General features: G+C 41.0%; 16 protein-coding genes and 3 pseudogenes. 13 read left to right on the top strand and 6 right to left on the bottom strand.

The window, feature by feature from the left end; translation table 11 throughout:
• The 9 genes and pseudogenes from GKR74_RS09070 to trmL all read left to right on the top strand — a co-directional run.
• Positions 1–1,152: nucleotide sugar dehydrogenase (locus tag GKR74_RS09070; protein WP_154603297.1), on the top strand; the 1,152-nt coding region annotated here is incomplete at its 5' end.
• A gap of 11 nt (positions 1,153–1,163) precedes the next feature.
• Positions 1,164–2,024 (top strand): annotated as a pseudogene (locus GKR74_RS09065) (beta-1,6-N-acetylglucosaminyltransferase).
• A complete protein-coding gene (locus GKR74_RS09060) occupies positions 1,987–2,718 on the top strand; it encodes a glycosyltransferase family 2 protein (RefSeq protein WP_230089141.1) in 732 nt (243 codons plus the stop codon). Before GKR74_RS09065 ends, GKR74_RS09060 begins: the two are co-directional and overlap by 38 nt.
• A gap of 3 nt (positions 2,719–2,721) precedes the next feature.
• The gene (locus GKR74_RS09055) at positions 2,722–3,669 is read left to right on the top strand and encodes an NAD-dependent epimerase/dehydratase family protein (protein ID WP_154603324.1); all 948 of its coding nucleotides are present in this window, start codon (positions 2,722–2,724) and stop codon (positions 3,667–3,669) included.
• Between the two features lie 50 nt (positions 3,670–3,719).
• On the top strand, positions 3,720–4,745 hold the full coding sequence (gene galE, locus GKR74_RS09050; RefSeq protein WP_154603323.1) for a UDP-glucose 4-epimerase GalE: 1,026 nt from the start codon (positions 3,720–3,722) through the stop codon (positions 4,743–4,745).
• A gap of 319 nt (positions 4,746–5,064) precedes the next feature.
• Positions 5,065–6,225 (top strand): annotated as a pseudogene (locus GKR74_RS09045) (polysaccharide export protein).
• Between the two features lie 10 nt (positions 6,226–6,235).
• A complete protein-coding gene (locus GKR74_RS09040) occupies positions 6,236–6,664 on the top strand; it encodes a low molecular weight protein-tyrosine-phosphatase (protein ID WP_154603330.1) in 429 nt (142 codons plus the stop codon).
• A gap of 49 nt (positions 6,665–6,713) precedes the next feature.
• Positions 6,714–8,795, top strand: coding sequence for a polysaccharide biosynthesis tyrosine autokinase (locus GKR74_RS09035; protein ID WP_154603321.1), 2,082 nt, complete (start codon positions 6,714–6,716; stop codon positions 8,793–8,795).
• A 121-nt stretch (positions 8,796–8,916) separates the two neighbouring features.
• On the top strand, positions 8,917–9,420 hold the full coding sequence (gene trmL / locus GKR74_RS09030; RefSeq protein ID WP_006660558.1) for a tRNA (uridine(34)/cytosine(34)/5-carboxymethylaminomethyluridine(34)-2'-O)-methyltransferase TrmL: 504 nt from the start codon (positions 8,917–8,919) through the stop codon (positions 9,418–9,420).
• A 37-nt stretch (positions 9,421–9,457) separates the two neighbouring features.
• Here trmL and GKR74_RS09025 read toward each other — a convergent pair whose 3' ends face one another.
• Together GKR74_RS09025 and GKR74_RS09020 are read right to left on the bottom strand one after the other, a co-directional pair.
• Positions 9,458–9,799: a type II toxin-antitoxin system PemK/MazF family toxin gene (locus GKR74_RS09025; RefSeq protein WP_336431317.1), complete on the bottom strand. Its 342-nt coding sequence runs from the start codon at positions 9,797–9,799 to the stop codon at positions 9,458–9,460.
• Positions 9,763–10,050, bottom strand: a pseudogene (locus tag GKR74_RS09020) (AbrB/MazE/SpoVT family DNA-binding domain-containing protein). The gene GKR74_RS09025 and the pseudogene GKR74_RS09020 overlap by 37 nt, the downstream one beginning before the upstream one ends.
• A 114-nt stretch (positions 10,051–10,164) precedes the next feature.
• Between GKR74_RS09020 and GKR74_RS09015 the strand changes: the two are divergent.
• Positions 10,165–10,344: a type II toxin-antitoxin system Phd/YefM family antitoxin gene (locus tag GKR74_RS09015; protein ID WP_154603318.1), complete on the top strand. Its 180-nt coding sequence runs from the start codon at positions 10,165–10,167 to the stop codon at positions 10,342–10,344.
• Positions 10,345–10,349: 5 nt separating this feature from the next.
• On the opposite strand, the gene cysE is transcribed toward GKR74_RS09015, so the two are convergent.
• The 4 genes from cysE to GKR74_RS08995 all read right to left on the bottom strand — a co-directional run bounded on the left by cysE (position 10,350) and on the right by GKR74_RS08995 (position 13,209).
• The gene (gene cysE / locus GKR74_RS09010) at positions 10,350–11,171 is read right to left on the bottom strand and encodes a serine O-acetyltransferase (RefSeq protein WP_036950776.1); all 822 of its coding nucleotides are present in this window, start codon (positions 11,169–11,171) and stop codon (positions 10,350–10,352) included.
• 23 nt (positions 11,172–11,194) lie between these two features.
• Positions 11,195–12,223, bottom strand: a complete 1,029-nt coding sequence (gpsA, locus tag GKR74_RS09005; protein WP_108479153.1) for an NAD(P)H-dependent glycerol-3-phosphate dehydrogenase — start codon at positions 12,221–12,223, stop codon at positions 11,195–11,197.
• Positions 12,224–12,232: 9 nt separating this feature from the next.
• Complete coding sequence (gene secB / locus GKR74_RS09000; RefSeq protein WP_006660561.1) at positions 12,233–12,700, bottom strand: protein-export chaperone SecB; 468 nt, start codon at positions 12,698–12,700, stop codon at positions 12,233–12,235.
• A gap of 74 nt (positions 12,701–12,774) precedes the next feature.
• Entirely contained in the window at positions 12,775–13,209 is a 435-nt protein-coding gene (locus tag GKR74_RS08995; protein ID WP_230085095.1) for a rhodanese-like domain-containing protein, read from the bottom strand.
• Positions 13,210–13,627: 418 nt separating this feature from the next.
• Here GKR74_RS08995 and envC point away from each other — a divergent pair, with 418 nt between their 5' ends.
• From envC to GKR74_RS08980, 3 genes are all read left to right on the top strand, one after another.
• Complete coding sequence (gene envC / locus GKR74_RS08990) at positions 13,628–14,920, top strand: murein hydrolase activator EnvC (protein ID WP_154603317.1); 1,293 nt, start codon at positions 13,628–13,630, stop codon at positions 14,918–14,920.
• 74 nt (positions 14,921–14,994) lie between these two features.
• Complete coding sequence (locus tag GKR74_RS08985; RefSeq protein WP_154603316.1) at positions 14,995–16,062, top strand: divergent polysaccharide deacetylase family protein; 1,068 nt, start codon at positions 14,995–14,997, stop codon at positions 16,060–16,062.
• 98 nt (positions 16,063–16,160) lie between these two features.
• Positions 16,161–17,675 (top strand): phosphoethanolamine transferase, encoded by a 1,515-nt coding sequence (locus GKR74_RS08980; RefSeq protein ID WP_154603315.1) that lies wholly within the window; start codon positions 16,161–16,163, stop codon positions 17,673–17,675.
• The last annotated feature ends 9 nt before the right edge of the window (positions 17,676–17,684 follow it).

Below are 17,684 nucleotides of genomic sequence, written 5' to 3'. Positions count from 1 at the left end.
GCAGGTACCGGCTACGTCGGTCTGTCTAACGCCATGTTACTGTCCCAACACCACGAAGTGGTGGCGGTGGATATCATTCCTGAAAAAGTGGCGATGCTTAATAATAAGCAATCCCCAATTATCGATACCGAAATCGAACAGTTTTTAACGGAAAAACAGCTTAATTTCCGTGCAACCGAAGATAAAGTCGAAGCCTATACTGGCGCGCAATACGTGATTGTGGCGACCCCGACAGACTACGACCCAAAAACTAACTACTTCAACACCAATTCAGTGGAATCCGTTATTCACGATGTGAACAAACTGAATCCAGACGCGACCATTATCGTCAAATCTACTATTCCAGTGGGCTTTACGGAGCGTCTGCGTGAAGAGTTCGGTTACACCAACGTGATTTTCTCCCCAGAATTCTTACGTGAAGGTCGCGCGCTGTGGGATAACTTGTACCCGTCCCGTATCGTGGTGGGCGAGCGCTCTGAACGCGCACAGATTTTCGCTGACTTGCTGTTAGAAGGCGCGATTAAGAAAGATGTGCCGGTGCTGTTTACTGATGGCACTGAAGCCGAAGCGGTCAAATTATTCGCCAACACTTTCTTAGCCATGCGTGTGGCATACTTCAATGAATTAGACACTTACGCAGAAAGCCGTGGCTTAAATGCGCGTCAAATCATTGAAGGGGTTTCTTTAGACCCACGTATCGGCAGCCACTACAATAACCCATCCTTCGGTTACGGCGGTTACTGCTTACCAAAAGACACTAAGCAGTTACTGGCGAACTACGACGATGTACCGAACAACCTAATTAACGCGATTGTCGAATCTAACCGCACGCGTAAAGACTTTATCTCGGATGCGATTATTGCTAAAGCACCGCGTAAAGTGGGTGTGTATCGCTTAGTGATGAAAGCGGGCTCCGATAACTTCCGTGCCTCTGCGGTGCAGGGTGTGATGAAGCGTATCAAAGCCAAAGGAATTGAAGTGGTGGTTTACGAGCCAGTACTCAAAGAAGATGAATTCTTCCGTTCGAAAGTTATCCGTGATTTAGAAACGTTCAAAGCAGAAAGCGACATTATTCTGGCAAACCGTATGGTGCCTGAACTGGATGATGTGGCGGACAAAGTCTATACCCGCGATTTATTTGGCAATGATTAAGTGATTCCCTCATGAAAACAGCAGTCTTAATTCAGTCTCATAATAATTCAAGATATATTTGTAAACTAGCTGAGTATTTTCCTTCTATTAGATTTTATATACATATAGATAGAAAAAACACTCACGACTTTAACTTCATAAAAGAAAAGAAACTAAGTAATATTTTTTTGATTGAAGAACGGATAAATGTATTCTGGGGTGGAGTTAGCCAGATCAAAGCCACTTTACTTTTATTAAATGAAGCTGAAAAAAACAAAGAAAATCATTACTTTCATCTAATGAGTGGTGAGTGTTTACCCTTGACTAGCTTTTATGAAATGGAAAAAGAGTGGGATAAAACTCCACATATTAACTTTATTGAAAGTCATATTGATAATAATAACTCTTGGCGACTAAAAGTAAGAGTTCCACATTCTGATACAAAATATTTAAGAACTTTTATAGGAAAGGCATTTAATAAAATGCTTAAATATAGCACATACATAAAAAAAACCACATCATTTAGTAATGATGAATTTTACTTTGGTTCTCAATGGTTTTCAATAACTCGAAATTTAGTTAGCCATATAGTATCTGCTGATAATGAACATTTTTTTGATAGTTTTAAAAATATAACATGTGCTGATGAGCATGCTTTTCAAATTTTATCAAGACGAATAGAAGAACCTTGTAATATTGCAGATAATAACAAACGCTTCATTCATTTCAAGAAAAAATCTAGTCCAGAATATTTAAATGAGAGCACCTTGTTAAAACTTGACAACAATAAATATTGGTTTGCTAGAAAAGTAAAAGAAGATGTTACATTAGATTATCTTGATAGGTTAAAAAATAATGTTTGAGAACTTCTCGGTAATAATGCCTGTTTTTAATGCACAAAAGACCTTAAAAGAAAGCATTGATTCTGTATTAAATCAAACCCATAAAAACTTTAAACTGTATATTATAAATGACTGCTCAACCGATAGCTCTAAAGATATAATCTTGTCTTATATAGATAGTAGAATTGTCTATATCGAAAATGATATAAATCAAGGTGTTTCTCTATCGAGAAATACCGGTATAAAAATGTGCACAGGTAAATACCTGTCATTTTTAGATAGTGATGATTTATGGCTACCCAATAAATTAGCTCTTCAATTTGAGAAATTAGAATCCGGTTATGATGTAGTCTGTTCAAACTATTTCACCTTCATAGAAAATAAGATAATTAACACAAGAGTCAGCCCAACATCCATTAATTTATCTGATATGTTAAAAACAAACTATATTGGGAATTTAACTGGCACCTATAACTGTGAAAAACTGGGAAAAGTTTATCAAAAAAACGTTGGACATGAAGACTATATTATGTGGTTAAATATATTAAAAAAAGGACCAAGAGTATATTGTATTCAGGAACCATTGGCAAAATATAGACTCTCAGAAAATTCTGTATCAGGAAACAAATTTAAGGCCATGAAATGGCAGTGGCTAATTTATCGAACTGAACTCAACTTTACAGCCCCTAAATCCATATATTACTTTTTACATTATATTTTTAACGCTTTTAAAAAAAGAAGATAAACTATGTTAACTATCATCGGTGGTTCCGGTTTTATCGGAACACGTCTATCAAACCAATTAAAATCTCAAAATATCGATTTCAAAATCGTTGATATTGAAAAAAGTGAAGCCCATCCTGAAAAATGGGAATTTGGTGATGTCACCAAACCTGAAACGCTTTTCGAACCACTAAAAGGTAGTGACGTTATTATTAACCTATCAGCAAAGCATAAAGATAACGTTCACCCTATTAGCCTTTACTATGAAGTGAACGTTGATGGTGCCAAAAACGTCTGTGATGTCGCTGAACAGTTGGGTATCAAACACATTGTTTTCACTTCATCGGTTGCTGTTTATGGCTTCGTTGAAAAAGAAACTGGGGAAGATGGCGAATATCATCCATTTAACCACTATGGTAAATCTAAGTTAGAAGCTGAATACGTTTACGATGCATGGCAAGCAAAATCTGCGGACAACATCTTAGTTACTATTCGTCCAACCGTTGTATTTGGTGAAAATAACCGTGGTAACGTTTATAACCTATTCCGCCAAATTGCGTCTGGTCGATTCTTAATGATCGGTTCTGGTAATAACCAAAAATCAATGGCCTATGTAGAAAATATTGCAGCGTTTATTACATTCGCAACCACCTTCACTGAAGGAAAGCATGTATTCAATTACATCGATAAGCCTGATTTTACGATGAACGAATTAACAGCGGTCATTTGCGGTGCCCTTAATAAGCCAAAATCCAATATCCGCATTCCATATCCAGTTGGGATTTTAGGTGGCTACTGCTTTGATGTGCTTTCTAAACTGACGGGCAAAGAATTCCCAGTGAGTAGTATTCGTGTGAAAAAATTCTGTGCTCGTACACAATTTAAATCCAATTACATTGGAAATACCTCTTTTGTTCCACCAGTTACGTTGGAACAAGGTATCGCCAATACTGTGCAATATGAGTTTAAATAAAACTCATTTTTCATAATCTCAATTTTGGAATATACAGACAGGATACAACCATGAGTAGTTCTTGCGTATTAGTCACCGGCGGTCTTGGCTATATCGGCAGCCATACCTGCGTACAAATGATCCAACAAGGTATTCAAGCGATTATTTTAGATAATCTTCATAATGCCAACCTTGAAGTGCTTAATCGCATTGAAACCATCACGGGAACTAAACCGACGTTTTATCAAGGTGATGTACGTGATAAAAGCATTTTAGACACCATTTTTACTCAGCACTCCATTAGCTCAGTAATCCACTTTGCGGGTTTAAAAGCAGTCGGTGAATCTGTTGAAAAACCGATTGAATACTATGATGTGAATGTGAATGGCACTTTGGTTTTAGTGCAAAGCATGCGTCAGGCGGGTGTTAAAAGCTTAATTTTTAGCTCCTCTGCGACAGTGTATGGTGAACCTGAACATACCCCATTAACTGAAGAGTCCTCTGTCGGAAATACCAACAGCCCATATGGTACGAGCAAATATATGGTTGAGCGTATTTTAACTGACCTCAGTATCTCTGATAGCGAATGGTCAATTTCCTTACTACGCTACTTCAACCCAGTTGGTGCACATAATTCTGGCTTGATGGGTGAAGACCCGAATGGGATCCCAAATAACCTGACCCCATTTATTGCGCAAGTAGCTGTCGGTCGCCGTAAAGAACTTGCTGTATTCGGTGGGGATTATGCCACTAAAGACGGCACTGGCGTCCGCGATTATATCCATGTGATGGATTTAGCTGATGGACATATTGCTGCGTTAAACTATATGAATAAAGACTCAGGGCTTTATATCTATAATCTGGGTACAGGTACTGGAACCAGCGTACTGGAAGTGATCGCTGCTTTTGAAAAAGCTGTCGGTAAGCCAATCCCTTATAAAATTGCCGAGCGTCGTGCGGGAGATATTGCTGAATATTGGTCAACCCCAGCAAAAGCAGAACGCGAGCTTGGCTGGAAAGCCAAATATAACATTCAGGATATGGCCGATGATGTATGGCGCTGGCAGTCAATGAACCCTAACGGTTATCAAAACTAAATCATCCTTGATATAGCATCAATTAGGCGAGCCACCGGCTCGCTTTTTTTTATTTTTTACATCCTCAAACTCTATTCTCACCGCACTATTAACCTACTCGCTCCCTAGCTCCCCCTATCGCTCACTCCGCCCTTATTCACAAAATATCCACCCCATCAATATCATTTTTTGTTTTATTATATTTTTATATAACATCGATTTTTGGATGAATTATTTGGTTTTTTATTTAAAACTGAACTATTATCCCGAGAAAAATTTGTGTCGTGTAACTTCGATTACTAAAAATTACCATTATCCATCCTGATTTAGGGCTATTATCATGTTCAGTAAATTCCTCATGACTATCACAATGAGCATCCTCGTTTCTGGATGTCATCTCGTCCCGGGAACCTATATTTCCACATCAGGAAAAATGCTCGTTGATACTGGGGAACGGGATATCAACCAGCTTGTGGATATTTACCCTATCTCCCCTAAACTGCTAAGTGAAATGCAGGTTTCCCCCGTGATCGCCAAACCCAATCCGCAGCTTGAAGCACAGCTAGCTGGTTATGACTATCGCGTTGGCGTGGGTGATGTGCTCGCTATTACCGTGTGGAATCACCCTGAACTCACTATCCCTGCAGGTGCCTACCGCAGCGCTGCAGATTCAGGAAACTGGGTTCACGCAGATGGCACCATTTATTATCCCTATATTGGAAAAGTCTCCGTTCTCGGTAAAACAATCAGTGAAATCAGGAGATTAGTCAGCACCCGACTGGCCGCCTACCTTGAAGCACCACAAATCGATGTCAGCATTGCTGCCTTTCGCTCACAAAAAATCTATGTGTCTGGCGAAATTGCCAAACCAGGTTCCTTGCCCATCACCAATGTCCCTCTCACTATTTTGGAAGCCTTTAATACCGCAGGCGGGTTAACCCAAAAGGCGGACTGGGATAATGTGATCCTCACCCGCGGGGGGAAAGAGATAAAAATCTCGCTGCAATCGTTAATCCAATACGGCGATTTAACCCAAAACTATTTAATGCTATCCGGCGATGTTCTCTATGTTCCCCGTAATGATGCGCAAAAGGTTTTTGTGATGGGAGAAGTTGGGCAGCCATCAACATTGACTATCGACCGTGCAGGAATGAGTATCACTGAGGCGCTAAGTAAAGCCAATGGACTCAGCCAAACTACCGCAAGTGCGACAGGGATTTTTGTCATCCGCTCAACGCATAAACCCACACCAACGGAAGGTTCTGAAGGCGAACAATCCCTTTCCAAAATGGCAACCATTTATCAACTCGACCTCTCCGATGCGACGTCACTCGTGATGGGAACGGAATTTAAATTACAGCCTTATGACCTTGTTTATGTGACAGCGGCGCCCGTTGTTCGGTGGAACCGTTTAATCACCCAATTGCTGCCAACCATCGCCTCATACAACCAGCTTGCCGAAGGGACTAAGCGTATTTATGCGTGGTGATTTTATTTTTAATCAAATACTTATGTTTAATAACATTCTTATCGTGTGCATGGGAAACATCTGCCGGTCACCCACCGCAGAGCGTTTAATGCAGGAGCTTTTCCCCCAAAAAAGGATCCACTCCGCAGGCCTGATTGCACAGGAAAATCAACCTACTGATGCTCAAGCTCGCCATATAGCAAAAAGCCATCGCCTCTCTTTGGAGGAAAACCGTTCTCGTCGTTTAACTAGGCATTTATGCCAGATGGCAGATTTGATCCTCGTAATGGAAAACACTCATACCCAAAAACTTTATCAACGATTTCCGCAAACTCGGGGCAAAGTCATGCTATTTGGTGAATGGCTAGATAAAACCGAAATCCCCGATCCTTATAAACATAGCGAAGAGATGTTTGAGCATGTTTATCAGCTTATGGAAAAAGCGGCCGAGTCATGGCAAGGAAAGATTTAGCCTCTATTTGAGCTTATTTAAAAACTAACCCTATGAACCAATTATTTATATGAACAATACAGAAAAAAAGCATGTGCCGAACGCCGATGAAATCGACTTACTCGCCATATTAAAAACACTGAAATCTAACACGCTAACGATAGCGGCGTTTACTATTACCGCCATTTTAAGTGCCGGAGTGTATTGCTGGTTCGCTTCTCCTATTTACCAAGCAAATGCCACATTGCAATACGATAAGGTCAATCAAGCATCACTATTAGAAAAAATGAATGATGGAATACTTTTTGGCGGCAATAACGGGCAAATCGATTCAGAAATTGAAGTCATTAAATCCAGAATGGTGTTAGGCAAAACGGTGTCAGACTTGAATTTAGATATTCAAATTTTGCCTTCAAAGATATTCTCCAGATTTCTAAGTGGTGTGCCCGTTGTTCATATTACAGAGTACCAATTACCCCCAGATTTAATCGGCCAACCCGCCACCTTAACCTTTTTAGATGATCGCCAATATACGCTGGCTTTTGCCGACCAAATTTATCATGGGCAAATTGGTACCACGTTAAAGCAAGGAGAAATTCACTTATTAATTGATTCATTTACAGCTCAAGGTGGGGAAAAACTGAGCTTAATAAAAAATGATCGTTATTCTACTATCGAAAATTTGCGACACCGTCTCAGTATGAATGAAGCCAGTAAAGGCTCTGGCATCATTAACTTAACCATTAAAGGGACAAATCAGCGAGAAAATATCGAGATTTTGGATAATGTAATTCAAAATTATATTAACCAGAATAGAGAACATAGAAAACGAGCCACAAATAACATATTGATTTTTCTAGATAACTACATACCAAAAGTAAAAAATAAACTCGACCATTATGAAAATCAGTTAAATACGTTTCGTAAACAAAATGAGTCTATTGACCTAACGCTAGAGGCTAAATCCGCGCTTGAGAGTGCATTGCATGTAGAAGAAAAGCTAAATGAGCTGACTTTTAAAGAAGTGGAGCTTCAACAGCGATATACCCGTAGCCATCCAGCTTATCAATCCTTACTCGATAAACGCCAAAAGTTGTTACTCGAGAAAGAAAAAGCCAGTAAAAACATTCAACAACTACCAAACACCCAGCAGCAAATTATTCGTTTAACTCGCGATGTTGAATCCGAGCAAGCTATTTATAATCAGTTGGTGGCCAAGCAGCGCGAACTCAGCGTATTAAATTCAGGGATCACTGCCGATGTGCGAATTATTGACTCTGCGGAGTCTTACCCCATGGCCATCGCTCCCAAGAAAAACTTAATCATGGTGCTGGCCTCCTTATTGGGTCTCATGATGGGTTGCGCCTTTGTGATCGGGAAAGAGCTTCTCAATAATAAAATTAAGAACACGGAAGATCTCGAGGTACTAGGCCTCCGTGTTTATGCCACTGTGCCATTCTCGTTGGATGAAAAAAAATCACGGTATCGCGAGAATAAAAAGCCCCTATCCATTGAAAATCCAGCAGATATGGCAATAGAATCCATTCGTTCATTAAGAACCAGTGTCTATTTCTCTGTAATGAATCAAGACAATAATATTGTGATGGTGACAAGCTCATCCCCAAATGTAGGAAAAAGTTTTATTACTGCAAATATGGCGGTCGTCCTTGCCAATGCAGGTAAAAAAATTCTGCTTATCGATACTGATTTACGCAAAGGGCATATTCATAAAACATTTGGGTTAGAAAATAAATCTGGGCTTTCAGAGTTTTTATCCCAACACAGTGAAAACCCAGTCTCAACACACCATCAAGTTATTGATAATTTAGATATTATTAGTCGAGGGGAAAGTACTACCCACTCTTCAGAACTGCTTATGGGCGAGCAATTTAAGCATTTATTGGACTCAGTTAAACATCAATATGACATGGTTCTGCTGGATACTGCGCCCATTTTTGCGGTTACCGATCCGGCTATCATCGGGAAATATGCTGGTACATCACTTTTAGTTGCCTATTATGGCGTGAATACCGTGAAAGAAATTGAACGCGCACTGAAACATTTCAAGCAAAATAACATTGAAATTACTGGCGCCATTCTTAATGGCATTGATGAAAAGTCTGACGACTATCACTATGTTTACCAGTATTAATAGAATGGCGAGCTACCCACTCGCCTTTCATTCTCATATCGACACAACTAATGCATCTTTCCAAATTTGCGCGTAAACTCTGCATCATCTTTTTTCATCCCGACCAATAGCCGTTAACGTTATGCCACATATTGTTTTATTCGAACCTGAAATCCCACCCAATACTGGGAATATCATCCGATTATGCGCCAATACAGGCTTTAGTCTGCACCTGATCCATCCCCTCGGTTTTACTTGGGATGATAAACGCCTACGCCGTGCAGGGCTAGATTACAGCGAGTTTGCGGATATCAAACATCATCATGACTATTACGCATTCTTAGAAAGTGAAGGGTTAAATCCTGATAATAATCAATCGCCAACAGGCGCTCGTGTGTTTGCGTTAACCACCAAAGGTAAGCCGAGCCACAGCAATGTGAGCTATCGGGAAGATGATTATTTGATGTTTGGACCAGAAACCCGCGGCCTACCGCCGTATGTTCTCGATAATATGCCAATCGAGCAGAAAATTCGTATCCCAATGTTGGCAGAAAGCCGCAGTATGAACCTGTCTAACTCGGTCGCCGTTGTGGTTTTCGAAACTTGGCGCCAGCTTGGGTACCCGGGTGCGCTGCTGAAAGACTAAAAACAACAAAGGAGCTGGTTAAGCTCCTTTGGTTTTATTAGAAAAAGTTTTCCGCTCCAATGAGTGGGATTAGCCTTGCTAGAACATCCTCAAAAACTCCATCTTCGGCAACGGCCGCAAACTTAACATTCCGGTCTTTCCAAGAGAGAGTCTGAATTAAATTTGATGCAACTACACAGGGCGTATCAAGATTTTTTACTGGAACTTCAGTTATTGCGCCTCGAATACTTGTGCTCACCGGGCAACAAATAACTAACCCCGTTTTTTGGCTATATTCCACACTAGATAAAACCAAAGCAGGACGATATTTACCGATTTCCTTGCCCTTTGTCGGTTCAAAATCTAACCAAACAATATCATTACGCCTTGGTACATATATTGTTTTCATTCACCCGTTTCCATACCCTGAATGTTAGCTAATTCATCAGAATGGCTATTATGCTCATCCAGATTTTTCAGTAAGTAAGCTTCAGAAAAAAGAACTTTCTTCTTTTTTGGTGATAATACTAATGTTCCATTTTCCACGACGAGATCAAGCTGTTGCCCGACTTCAATACCTAATTGCTTTAAGATAGCTAATGGGATAACTATGCCTTGGCTATTTCCCCACTTTTTGATAGCGATATTCATCTTTATCCACCCCACTTTATTGAGTATATTATGAACACCAAAGTATATACACTGTATAACTTTAATTTACCCTAAGCAACTCATCCTTCATTCTTCGTGTAAGTGAGGTCATTTATGGAAGTAATCAATATCAACGAAGCTGAGAAAAACTTTGATACCCTATTTGAGCAGATAATCAAAGAGATAGATGTGAAGATCATACAACGGCATGGCAAACCAGCAGCGATCATAATGCCATTAAGTATTTATGATGACTTAATGGAAACATTGAATGCGCTACAGATAGGTTACTAATAAATCTAAATCCCATCCCCGCCTTCAAAACCATCAACGTTACCATTAAAGTTTTGATCCATCTCCAGTGATGGTTTATCGCTTGTTGGCTTACCGACAATACGCGCAGGAACTCCCGCCACTGTGGTATGAGGAGGAACTGGGTGCAACACCACGGAGCCAGCGCCAATTTTTGCGCCGCGACCAATTTCAATATTGCCCAGAATTTTAGCGCCAGCGCCAATCATCACCCCTTCACGTACTTTAGGATGACGGTCGCCACAGGTTTTACCTGTACCGCCTAGCGTAACAGACTGAAGAATAGACACATCATTCTCAACAATCGCCGTCTCACCAATCACGATCCCTGTTGCGTGGTCGAGCATGATCCCGCAGCCAATACGGGCAGCAGGGTGGATATCGACCCCAAAAGAGACAGAAATTTGGTTTTGCAGATAAACGGCCAACGCTTTACGCCCTTCACCCCATAACCAATGCCCAATACGATAGGCTTGTAGGGCGTGAAAACCCTTCAAATACAGCAGTGGCGTAGAATATTTATCAACCGCAGGGTCACGTAAACGGACAGCAGAAAGATCCATCGCCGCAGAAAAAATCATCTGCTCATCATTACGATAGGCTTCTTCCACAATTTCGCGGACTTCCATTGCGGGCATAATTGGCGAACTCAACTTATTCGCCAACATATAGCTAAGTGCACTACCGAGGTTGTCATGCTTCAGTAATGTCGCGTTAAAAAAACTGGCAAGTAAAGGCTCACAGTCAGCAAGCGCCTTGGCTTCTTCCTTAATGTAACCCCAAATTCTATCCAGTTCTTCACGCGACATAATGGCTCTCTTCTATATTATTATTAGCTTGGTAATTTAGGCATATCTGCAATTTCATCTTTAGTTGCGCGCCCGAGCAAGGCTTGGGAGGCTTCTAACACATTTTTATTGCAGTAGAGAATTTGATAAATCTGTTCCGTGATTGGCATTTCAACACCGGCACGCTCCGCAAGGGCTTTCACCTCTTTGGTATTGCGATAACCTTCAACCACTTGCCCAATCTCTTTTTCCGCCTCTTCCACACTGACACCATTTCCCAGCATCATACCAAAACGGCGGTTACGGGATTGATTGTCGGTGCAGGTTAACACTAGGTCACCAAGTCCTGCCATACCCATAAATGTGGATGGATCCGCGCCCAGTGATACACCTAAGCGACTCATTTCAGCTAAACCTCGGGTGATCAACGCTGTACGTGCGTTTGCGCCAAAGCCCATACCATCGGAGATCCCTGCGCCTATCGCGATAACGTTTTTCACTGCGCCACCGAGCTGCACACCAATCATGTCAGGGTTTTTATAGACGCGGAAACTTTTGCCGCAATGGAATAATTTTTGTAAATCATCACCAAATTGGCTATCGGATGCCGCGACTGAAATAGCCGTAGGGAGACCTGCCGCAAGCTCTTTTGCGAAAGTAGGCCCAGAAAGCACCGCCAGAGGAATTTCGTTTCCTAATACCTCACGCGCTACATCTTGCAACAAACGCCCAGTATCTCTCTCTAACCCTTTGGTTGCCCAAATAATGCGGGAGCCCGCTTTTAGATACGGTTTGATTTGCTTGAGTACATCACCAAATACATGGCTAGGTACCACAATCAAGATATTCAGGCTCGCTTCAACGGCGCTTTTTAAGTCCGTTTCGAGAGATAAACTATCAGGGAAAGAAACACCAGGTAAAAATGCCTGATTGCTACGTTCTTGGTTTAATTTACGGATGTGTGCTGGGTCATGCCCCCACAACACCACCTGATGGCCATTACGTGCAAGGGTAATGGCTAAAGCGGTGCCGTACGAGCCGGCACCGATCACTGTCATTGAAGCAGTATTCATTAAGCGACCTTATTGAACTTCAGGGTTCTGCGCTTGTTCACCTTGTTGCTGCTGTAAGTAATTCATGAACAGTGCATCAAAGTTAACTGGCGCTAAGTTCAATTGTGGGAAAGTACCACGACCCACCATATTCGTGATAGTTTCACGCGCATATGGGAACAGGATGTTCGGGCAGTATGCACCTAAGCAATGTGCCATTTGAGTGCCTTCGATACCATCAATGGAGAACACACCCGCTTGTTGAACTTCACACAGAAATGCAGTTTCTTCGCCCAGAGTTGCGGTAGTGGTCACACGCAGAACAACCTCATACACGCCTTCAGCTAGCTGAGTTGAAGAAGTATCTAAATCTAATTTGATCTCTGGCTGCCACTCTTTTTGAAAGATTTGAGGTGCATTAGGTGCTTCAAATGAAACGTCTTTTGCGTAGATACGTTGAATTTGAAATACCATTTCTGAGTTGTTTTGTTCTGACATAATAATTACCTTACTTCCATATTAGAGTTTCGAGATATATTCAGTTGCCGGCACATTTTTACAGTGCCGGATAATTACTTCTTACCACGAGCCAGTGGTAGGTTTTCACCTGCCCAACCAGCGATCCCTTCTTTCAGGACAAAGACTTTTTCAAAGCCATGATGAGCAAGCTGTTCAGCAGGTTTAGTTGCTTCCATTCCACTTGCAGAAACCATAATTACAGATTTCTGTTTATGTTTTTCCAGCTCACCCAAATTATTATCTTTAATTTCAGATGGTGTTAAGTTAATAGAATCAATAATATGCCCTTTGCGGAACTCTTCGCGAGTACGTAAGTCCACAACAACTGCTTCTTCTTTATTGATCATTGTAATCGCTTGAGTGCGGGCAATGACTTTAGTTTTAGAGAACAGGCTTCTGAAGGTCATCACGACCACGGCAACAAATAACACTATCCAAGTCAGACTAACAAACGTGTTACGACCGACAAATTGCATGATTTCTTGGATCATGGGGGGCAATTACTCCCGTTAGTTAAAAACGAATATCAAAGGGTTCAGAGTATACCTTTGTGCTGAGCTAATTACAGCCAGTTAGCGCAAACTAGAAGGTCTTTTTTGCGAAAACACTCGCAGAATTAACACCTTTTTTCTGAAAAAAAGAATTTTTTCTCAAAGCTGTACGCAGGCATTTTAACATAAACATGCTCAGACTCGACTTTGACGCTAAATTAATTCCCATCTAAATAGAGTATATACAGTAAAATTCAGTGATAATACGCCTATAATTTGACTTAGTATCAAATGGTATAATAGCAATATTCTTAATTTTTAAGCGTTTTTATGACTATTTTTAAGAGAACACTGGAAAGCACGACTTGCAGATGAAATAATCAGTTATTGCATTTAATTGAGGTGATCTATCACAATGGCCCATACATCCCATCGAATAAAGACATTTTTTGTTCGTCAGGCAATGATCCCTGCCCTGCTTGGTTTGGGGTTATTTACTTTGGCGCCTTCTCACGTCGCGCTCGCGAATCAGATCACTGAAAATAAAGGTCAATTAAATGACCTGCTAAAAAGTATTGCTGAAAAAGAAAAAAGCGTTAAAGAACAGCAAACTAAAAAAAGTAATCTTCTTCAACAGCTCAAAGAGCAAGAGCAAAGTATTTCTGCAGCAAGCCGTGATTTGCACCTAACACAAAACCAATTAAAACAGCTAGATAAAGAAATATCCTCCTTATCTAGCAATATCAGTCGACTGCAAAAGAAAAAAAATGAACAAGAAAAATTGCTTGCTGAGCAGTTAGATGCCGCATTCCGACTTGGTAAACACCAAGGTTTATCACTACTCTTAAAGGGTGAAGAAGGTCAACGGGAAGAACGAATTCTTGCGTATTATGGTTACCTCAACCAAGCCCGTGAAAAAAACATTCTTGATCTAGAAGAAACCACCAAAGAGTTGCACGAACAGAAACAGTTAGAGCAAAAAAAGCAAGCTGAGCAAAAAACAACGCTCACACGCCAACAACAAGAAAAACAAAAGCTCGATAATGCGCAAGCGTCACGGCAAAAAACCTTAACCGTATTAGAAAGCTCATTAAAAGAAGATCAAAAAAACCTCGCGGTCTTAAAACAGAACGAAGCCAGACTACGCGACAAAATTGCTAAAGCAGAACGCGAAGCTAAAGCGCGCGCCGAGCGTGAAGCTCGTGAAGCCGCGCGAATTCGTGCTCAAGTTGCTGAAAAAGAGCGAAAAGCCAAACAAAAAGGCGCCACGTATAAGCCATCTGAAAGTGAGCAATCACTTATGTCTCGAACGGGCGGTTTAGGTCGTCCTGCAGGTCAAGCTATCTGGCCGGTACGCGGTTCCACCCTACATAATTATGGGGATGTGATCTCCAGCGAATTACGTTGGAAAGGTATGGTGATCGCCGCAAATGAAGGCACCCAAGTTAAGGCTATTGCGGATGGTCGCGTACTACTCGCTGACTGGCTTCAAGGTTACGGTTTAGTTGTTGTCGTTGAGCATGGTAAAGGGGATATGAGCCTATACGGCTATAACCAAAGTGCACTGGTAAATGTGGGACAAGAAGTCCGCGCTGGTCAACCAATTGCCTTAGTAGGAAGTAGTGGCGGCCAAGAACGCCCTGCACTTTACTTTGAAATTCGCCGACAAGGTAAAACCGTCAACCCTCGCCCGTGGCTAGGAAGGTAGCGCAATCTCCTTTCGCACTACCTATAAATGCTAAGTTTTCAAATACTAAGCTATAAAAAGTTAGGAAAATAATTATGTTAAGACACTCGCCGATGAAATTACTGATTAGCCTACTCCTTATTATGGTCGGCGCTCAGGCGAGTGCCGCTAAGCTCGCCATTGTTATTGATGATTTCGGTTACCGAGCCAAAGAAGATAATCAAATCCTAGCGTTACCGGCGGCCATTAGCATTGCTATTTTACCTAACTCACCTCATGGTGCTGAAGTCGCGGCCACGGCCTACCAGCAAGGGCGGGATATTTTAATCCATATGCCCATGAAACCATTGAGCAAACAGCCTCTTGAAAAAGACACTTTGGCACCCTCGATGAGTGCTGAAGAGGTTGATCGCATCATCAAAAATGCCATTAGCCGAGTTCCTCACGCTAAAGGAATGAATAACCATATGGGCAGCGAGATGACCTCCAGTCTTTCAGGAATGCGCAATGTGATGCGCTCGCTGTCGCAATCGAACCTCTTTTTCTTAGATAGCGTCACGATTGGCAATACACAAGCGTTGAATGCCGCTAAAGAATTCGGTGTTCCCTCTACGAAGCGCAATATTTTTATTGATAATCACCAATCTGAAGAGGAAACCCGTACACAGCTGAATAAAGCCATTGCTTACGCACGTAAACATGGCAGCGCGGTTGCTATTGGTCACCCGCACCCATCAACCGTACGCGCCTTACAAAAATTTATTCCATTGGTTCCTGCGGATGTTGAACTTGTGCCTGTCAGTACACTGGTTGGCTATCAGCCAGCAACTGGCGAACCACGCAAAACTCTCAGAATGCAACCTGAAGGCGTTAATTCAACACTGCCTGCGACAAAGCCTGAGACCAAAACGCCAAGCAAATCAGAGGTAAAACCTCATGAATCAGCCAAACCAACCACAAGTTCTGATGATGCTACGCCAACTCTTGCAGAGCCAGAACTGACCAACAATGCTGCCGAGCAACCAGAGAAAACTGTAGCGCCCGCTGAGTTAGGTGTATGTGATATCGAACTGCCAGCCACCCGCCTACAAGGCATTGAGCTACTCATGTTTGTGGTCGAGGCCATTTATCAAGATAAAACCCTGCAAACATATATAAAATAAACCCGATATCAACCTGAATTAACAATTTAAATGGGTAATGAAAACCGAATATTATATACTTGGCGGTAATACATCGAGTAAAGAGGCTTTCTGTAACCATGCACTCCTATTATTTTGGCTTAATTCTTATCGCTATTGTTTATTATTGCTCTATCAGTACTCAAATAAAATACAATAGAGCAATTACTCACACCCTACTGTTTTTATTAATTTATTTATCAATCTCTCAAATAGAGAATACTTTGCTGCGAAACTGCATTGGTATTCCAGTTATCACTATTTTAAGTCTAGACTTTTTAGCCTCTCAATTTTACAGTAAAAACTTTGATAGCCGATTAGAATATTCTTTTGCATTAAGTATAATTGAAACGGACAAAAATGAAGCACGAGGTATGTTATTGCATTATCTCCATTATATAATGCTATATCCTCTTTACCTGCTTGTTAGTATTACACTTATTAATATCCTACCCTTATTACCTCAGGGGTATAGCAATATTCCATCAGTTATTCTAGTCATATACTTGCTCAGTCTCCTGATAAAATCCTATCTTCATAATAAGAGAAAAAATAATGTCGACAGTTTTATTATCCGTTTTATCGAGGAAACACCCGTCAGCAATGTTGCACCTTTTTTAGAGGTCTACCAAGACAGAAAAGTTATACGCTCTTTATCATCGACAAAGCCAAGCTATACATTTAAAAACGATTCCACTGATATAGATACCTATGTCATTGTATTAGGGGAATCAGCACGCCCTAATAACATGAGTATGTATGGTTATAAGCGCCAAACAACTCCATGTTGTGATGCACAAAAAAAGAGCATGTTAATCTTTAATCGGGCCTATAGCCCGAGCTCCGTGACAGCAACAGCTGTTCCAATCGCATTAAGTAAAGCAAGCATTACCAATCTTCAATTTACTGATTATTCAGATAATATCGTTCATATCGCCAATCACTTAGGCCTAAAAACATTTTGGTTCAGTAACCAAGGGCAATACGGTAATTACAGTAACGCAATCACTGGAATGGCAATGAATTGTCACGAAAAAGAATGGTTGCCAAATGGTAGCTACGATAAGGATCTGCTGCCTCTTTTTAAAAAGGCTTTAGATGATAAAGAGAGAAAGCTAATTATTCTGCATTTATATGGTAGCCACATCCCATGTGAGCATCGTTATCCCGCTACGGATGCCATTTTTAATGGTCATACTCCTGATGACCATTATGATAACTCCATTCATTACACCGACAGTTTATTGGGTGATATCTTTGATTCTCTGCAAGATATGAGGGCATCTGTTCTGTACTTTTCTGATCACGGGCTCGAACGGTTTGTACAGGGAAATAAAGTCAAATACCAACATGGGGGTGCCAATGCTACTCTTGATGCTTTTATGATCCCAATGTGTACTTGGTATAGCCCTATAGTTAAAGACAGTCACCACACCGGTGAGATCAATGGCATCTGGTTGTCGGAAAATAATTACTTTTTCATCAAAAACTGGCTAGGTGCAACAGATACTTCAACCTTGGAAACTCTCACGCAAAAAAATAATCAAATTAAAGTAATGAGTACAACTGGAAAAATAAACGTACTTTCAGAATAAAATTAATAG

This window comes from Providencia sp. wls1914 (assembly GCF_009706645.1).
In the GTDB taxonomy this organism is placed as follows: Bacteria; Pseudomonadota; Gammaproteobacteria; order Enterobacterales; family Enterobacteriaceae; genus Providencia; species Providencia zhijiangensis.
The sequence above is the reverse complement of the archived record's forward strand: the minus strand, read 5'-3'. Positions and strand labels throughout refer to the sequence as shown.

Bases quoted from the DNA above. Each gene is read 5' to 3' on its own strand.
- GKR74_RS09060 (WP_230089141.1), top strand. From the start codon at position 1,987: ATGTTTGAGAACTTCTCGGTAATAATGCCTGTTTTTAATGCACAAAAG.
- GKR74_RS09055 (WP_154603324.1), top strand. From the start codon at position 2,722: ATGTTAACTATCATCGGTGGTTCCGGTTTTATCGGAACACGTCTATCA.
- galE (WP_154603323.1), top strand. From the start codon at position 3,720: ATGAGTAGTTCTTGCGTATTAGTCACCGGCGGTCTTGGCTATATCGGC.
- GKR74_RS09040 (WP_154603330.1), top strand. From the start codon at position 6,236: ATGTTTAATAACATTCTTATCGTGTGCATGGGAAACATCTGCCGGTCA.
- GKR74_RS09035 (WP_154603321.1), top strand. From the start codon at position 6,714: ATGAACAATACAGAAAAAAAGCATGTGCCGAACGCCGATGAAATCGAC.
- trmL (WP_006660558.1), top strand. From the start codon at position 8,917: ATGCCACATATTGTTTTATTCGAACCTGAAATCCCACCCAATACTGGG.
- GKR74_RS09015 (WP_154603318.1), top strand. From the start codon at position 10,165: ATGGAAGTAATCAATATCAACGAAGCTGAGAAAAACTTTGATACCCTA.
- cysE (WP_036950776.1), bottom strand. From the start codon at position 11,171: ATGTCGCGTGAAGAACTGGATAGAATTTGGGGTTACATTAAGGAAGAA.
- gpsA (WP_108479153.1), bottom strand. From the start codon at position 12,223: ATGAATACTGCTTCAATGACAGTGATCGGTGCCGGCTCGTACGGCACC.
- secB (WP_006660561.1), bottom strand. From the start codon at position 12,700: ATGTCAGAACAAAACAACTCAGAAATGGTATTTCAAATTCAACGTATC.
- envC (WP_154603317.1), top strand. From the start codon at position 13,628: ATGGCCCATACATCCCATCGAATAAAGACATTTTTTGTTCGTCAGGCA.
- GKR74_RS08985 (WP_154603316.1), top strand. From the start codon at position 14,995: ATGTTAAGACACTCGCCGATGAAATTACTGATTAGCCTACTCCTTATT.
- GKR74_RS08980 (WP_154603315.1), top strand. From the start codon at position 16,161: ATGCACTCCTATTATTTTGGCTTAATTCTTATCGCTATTGTTTATTAT.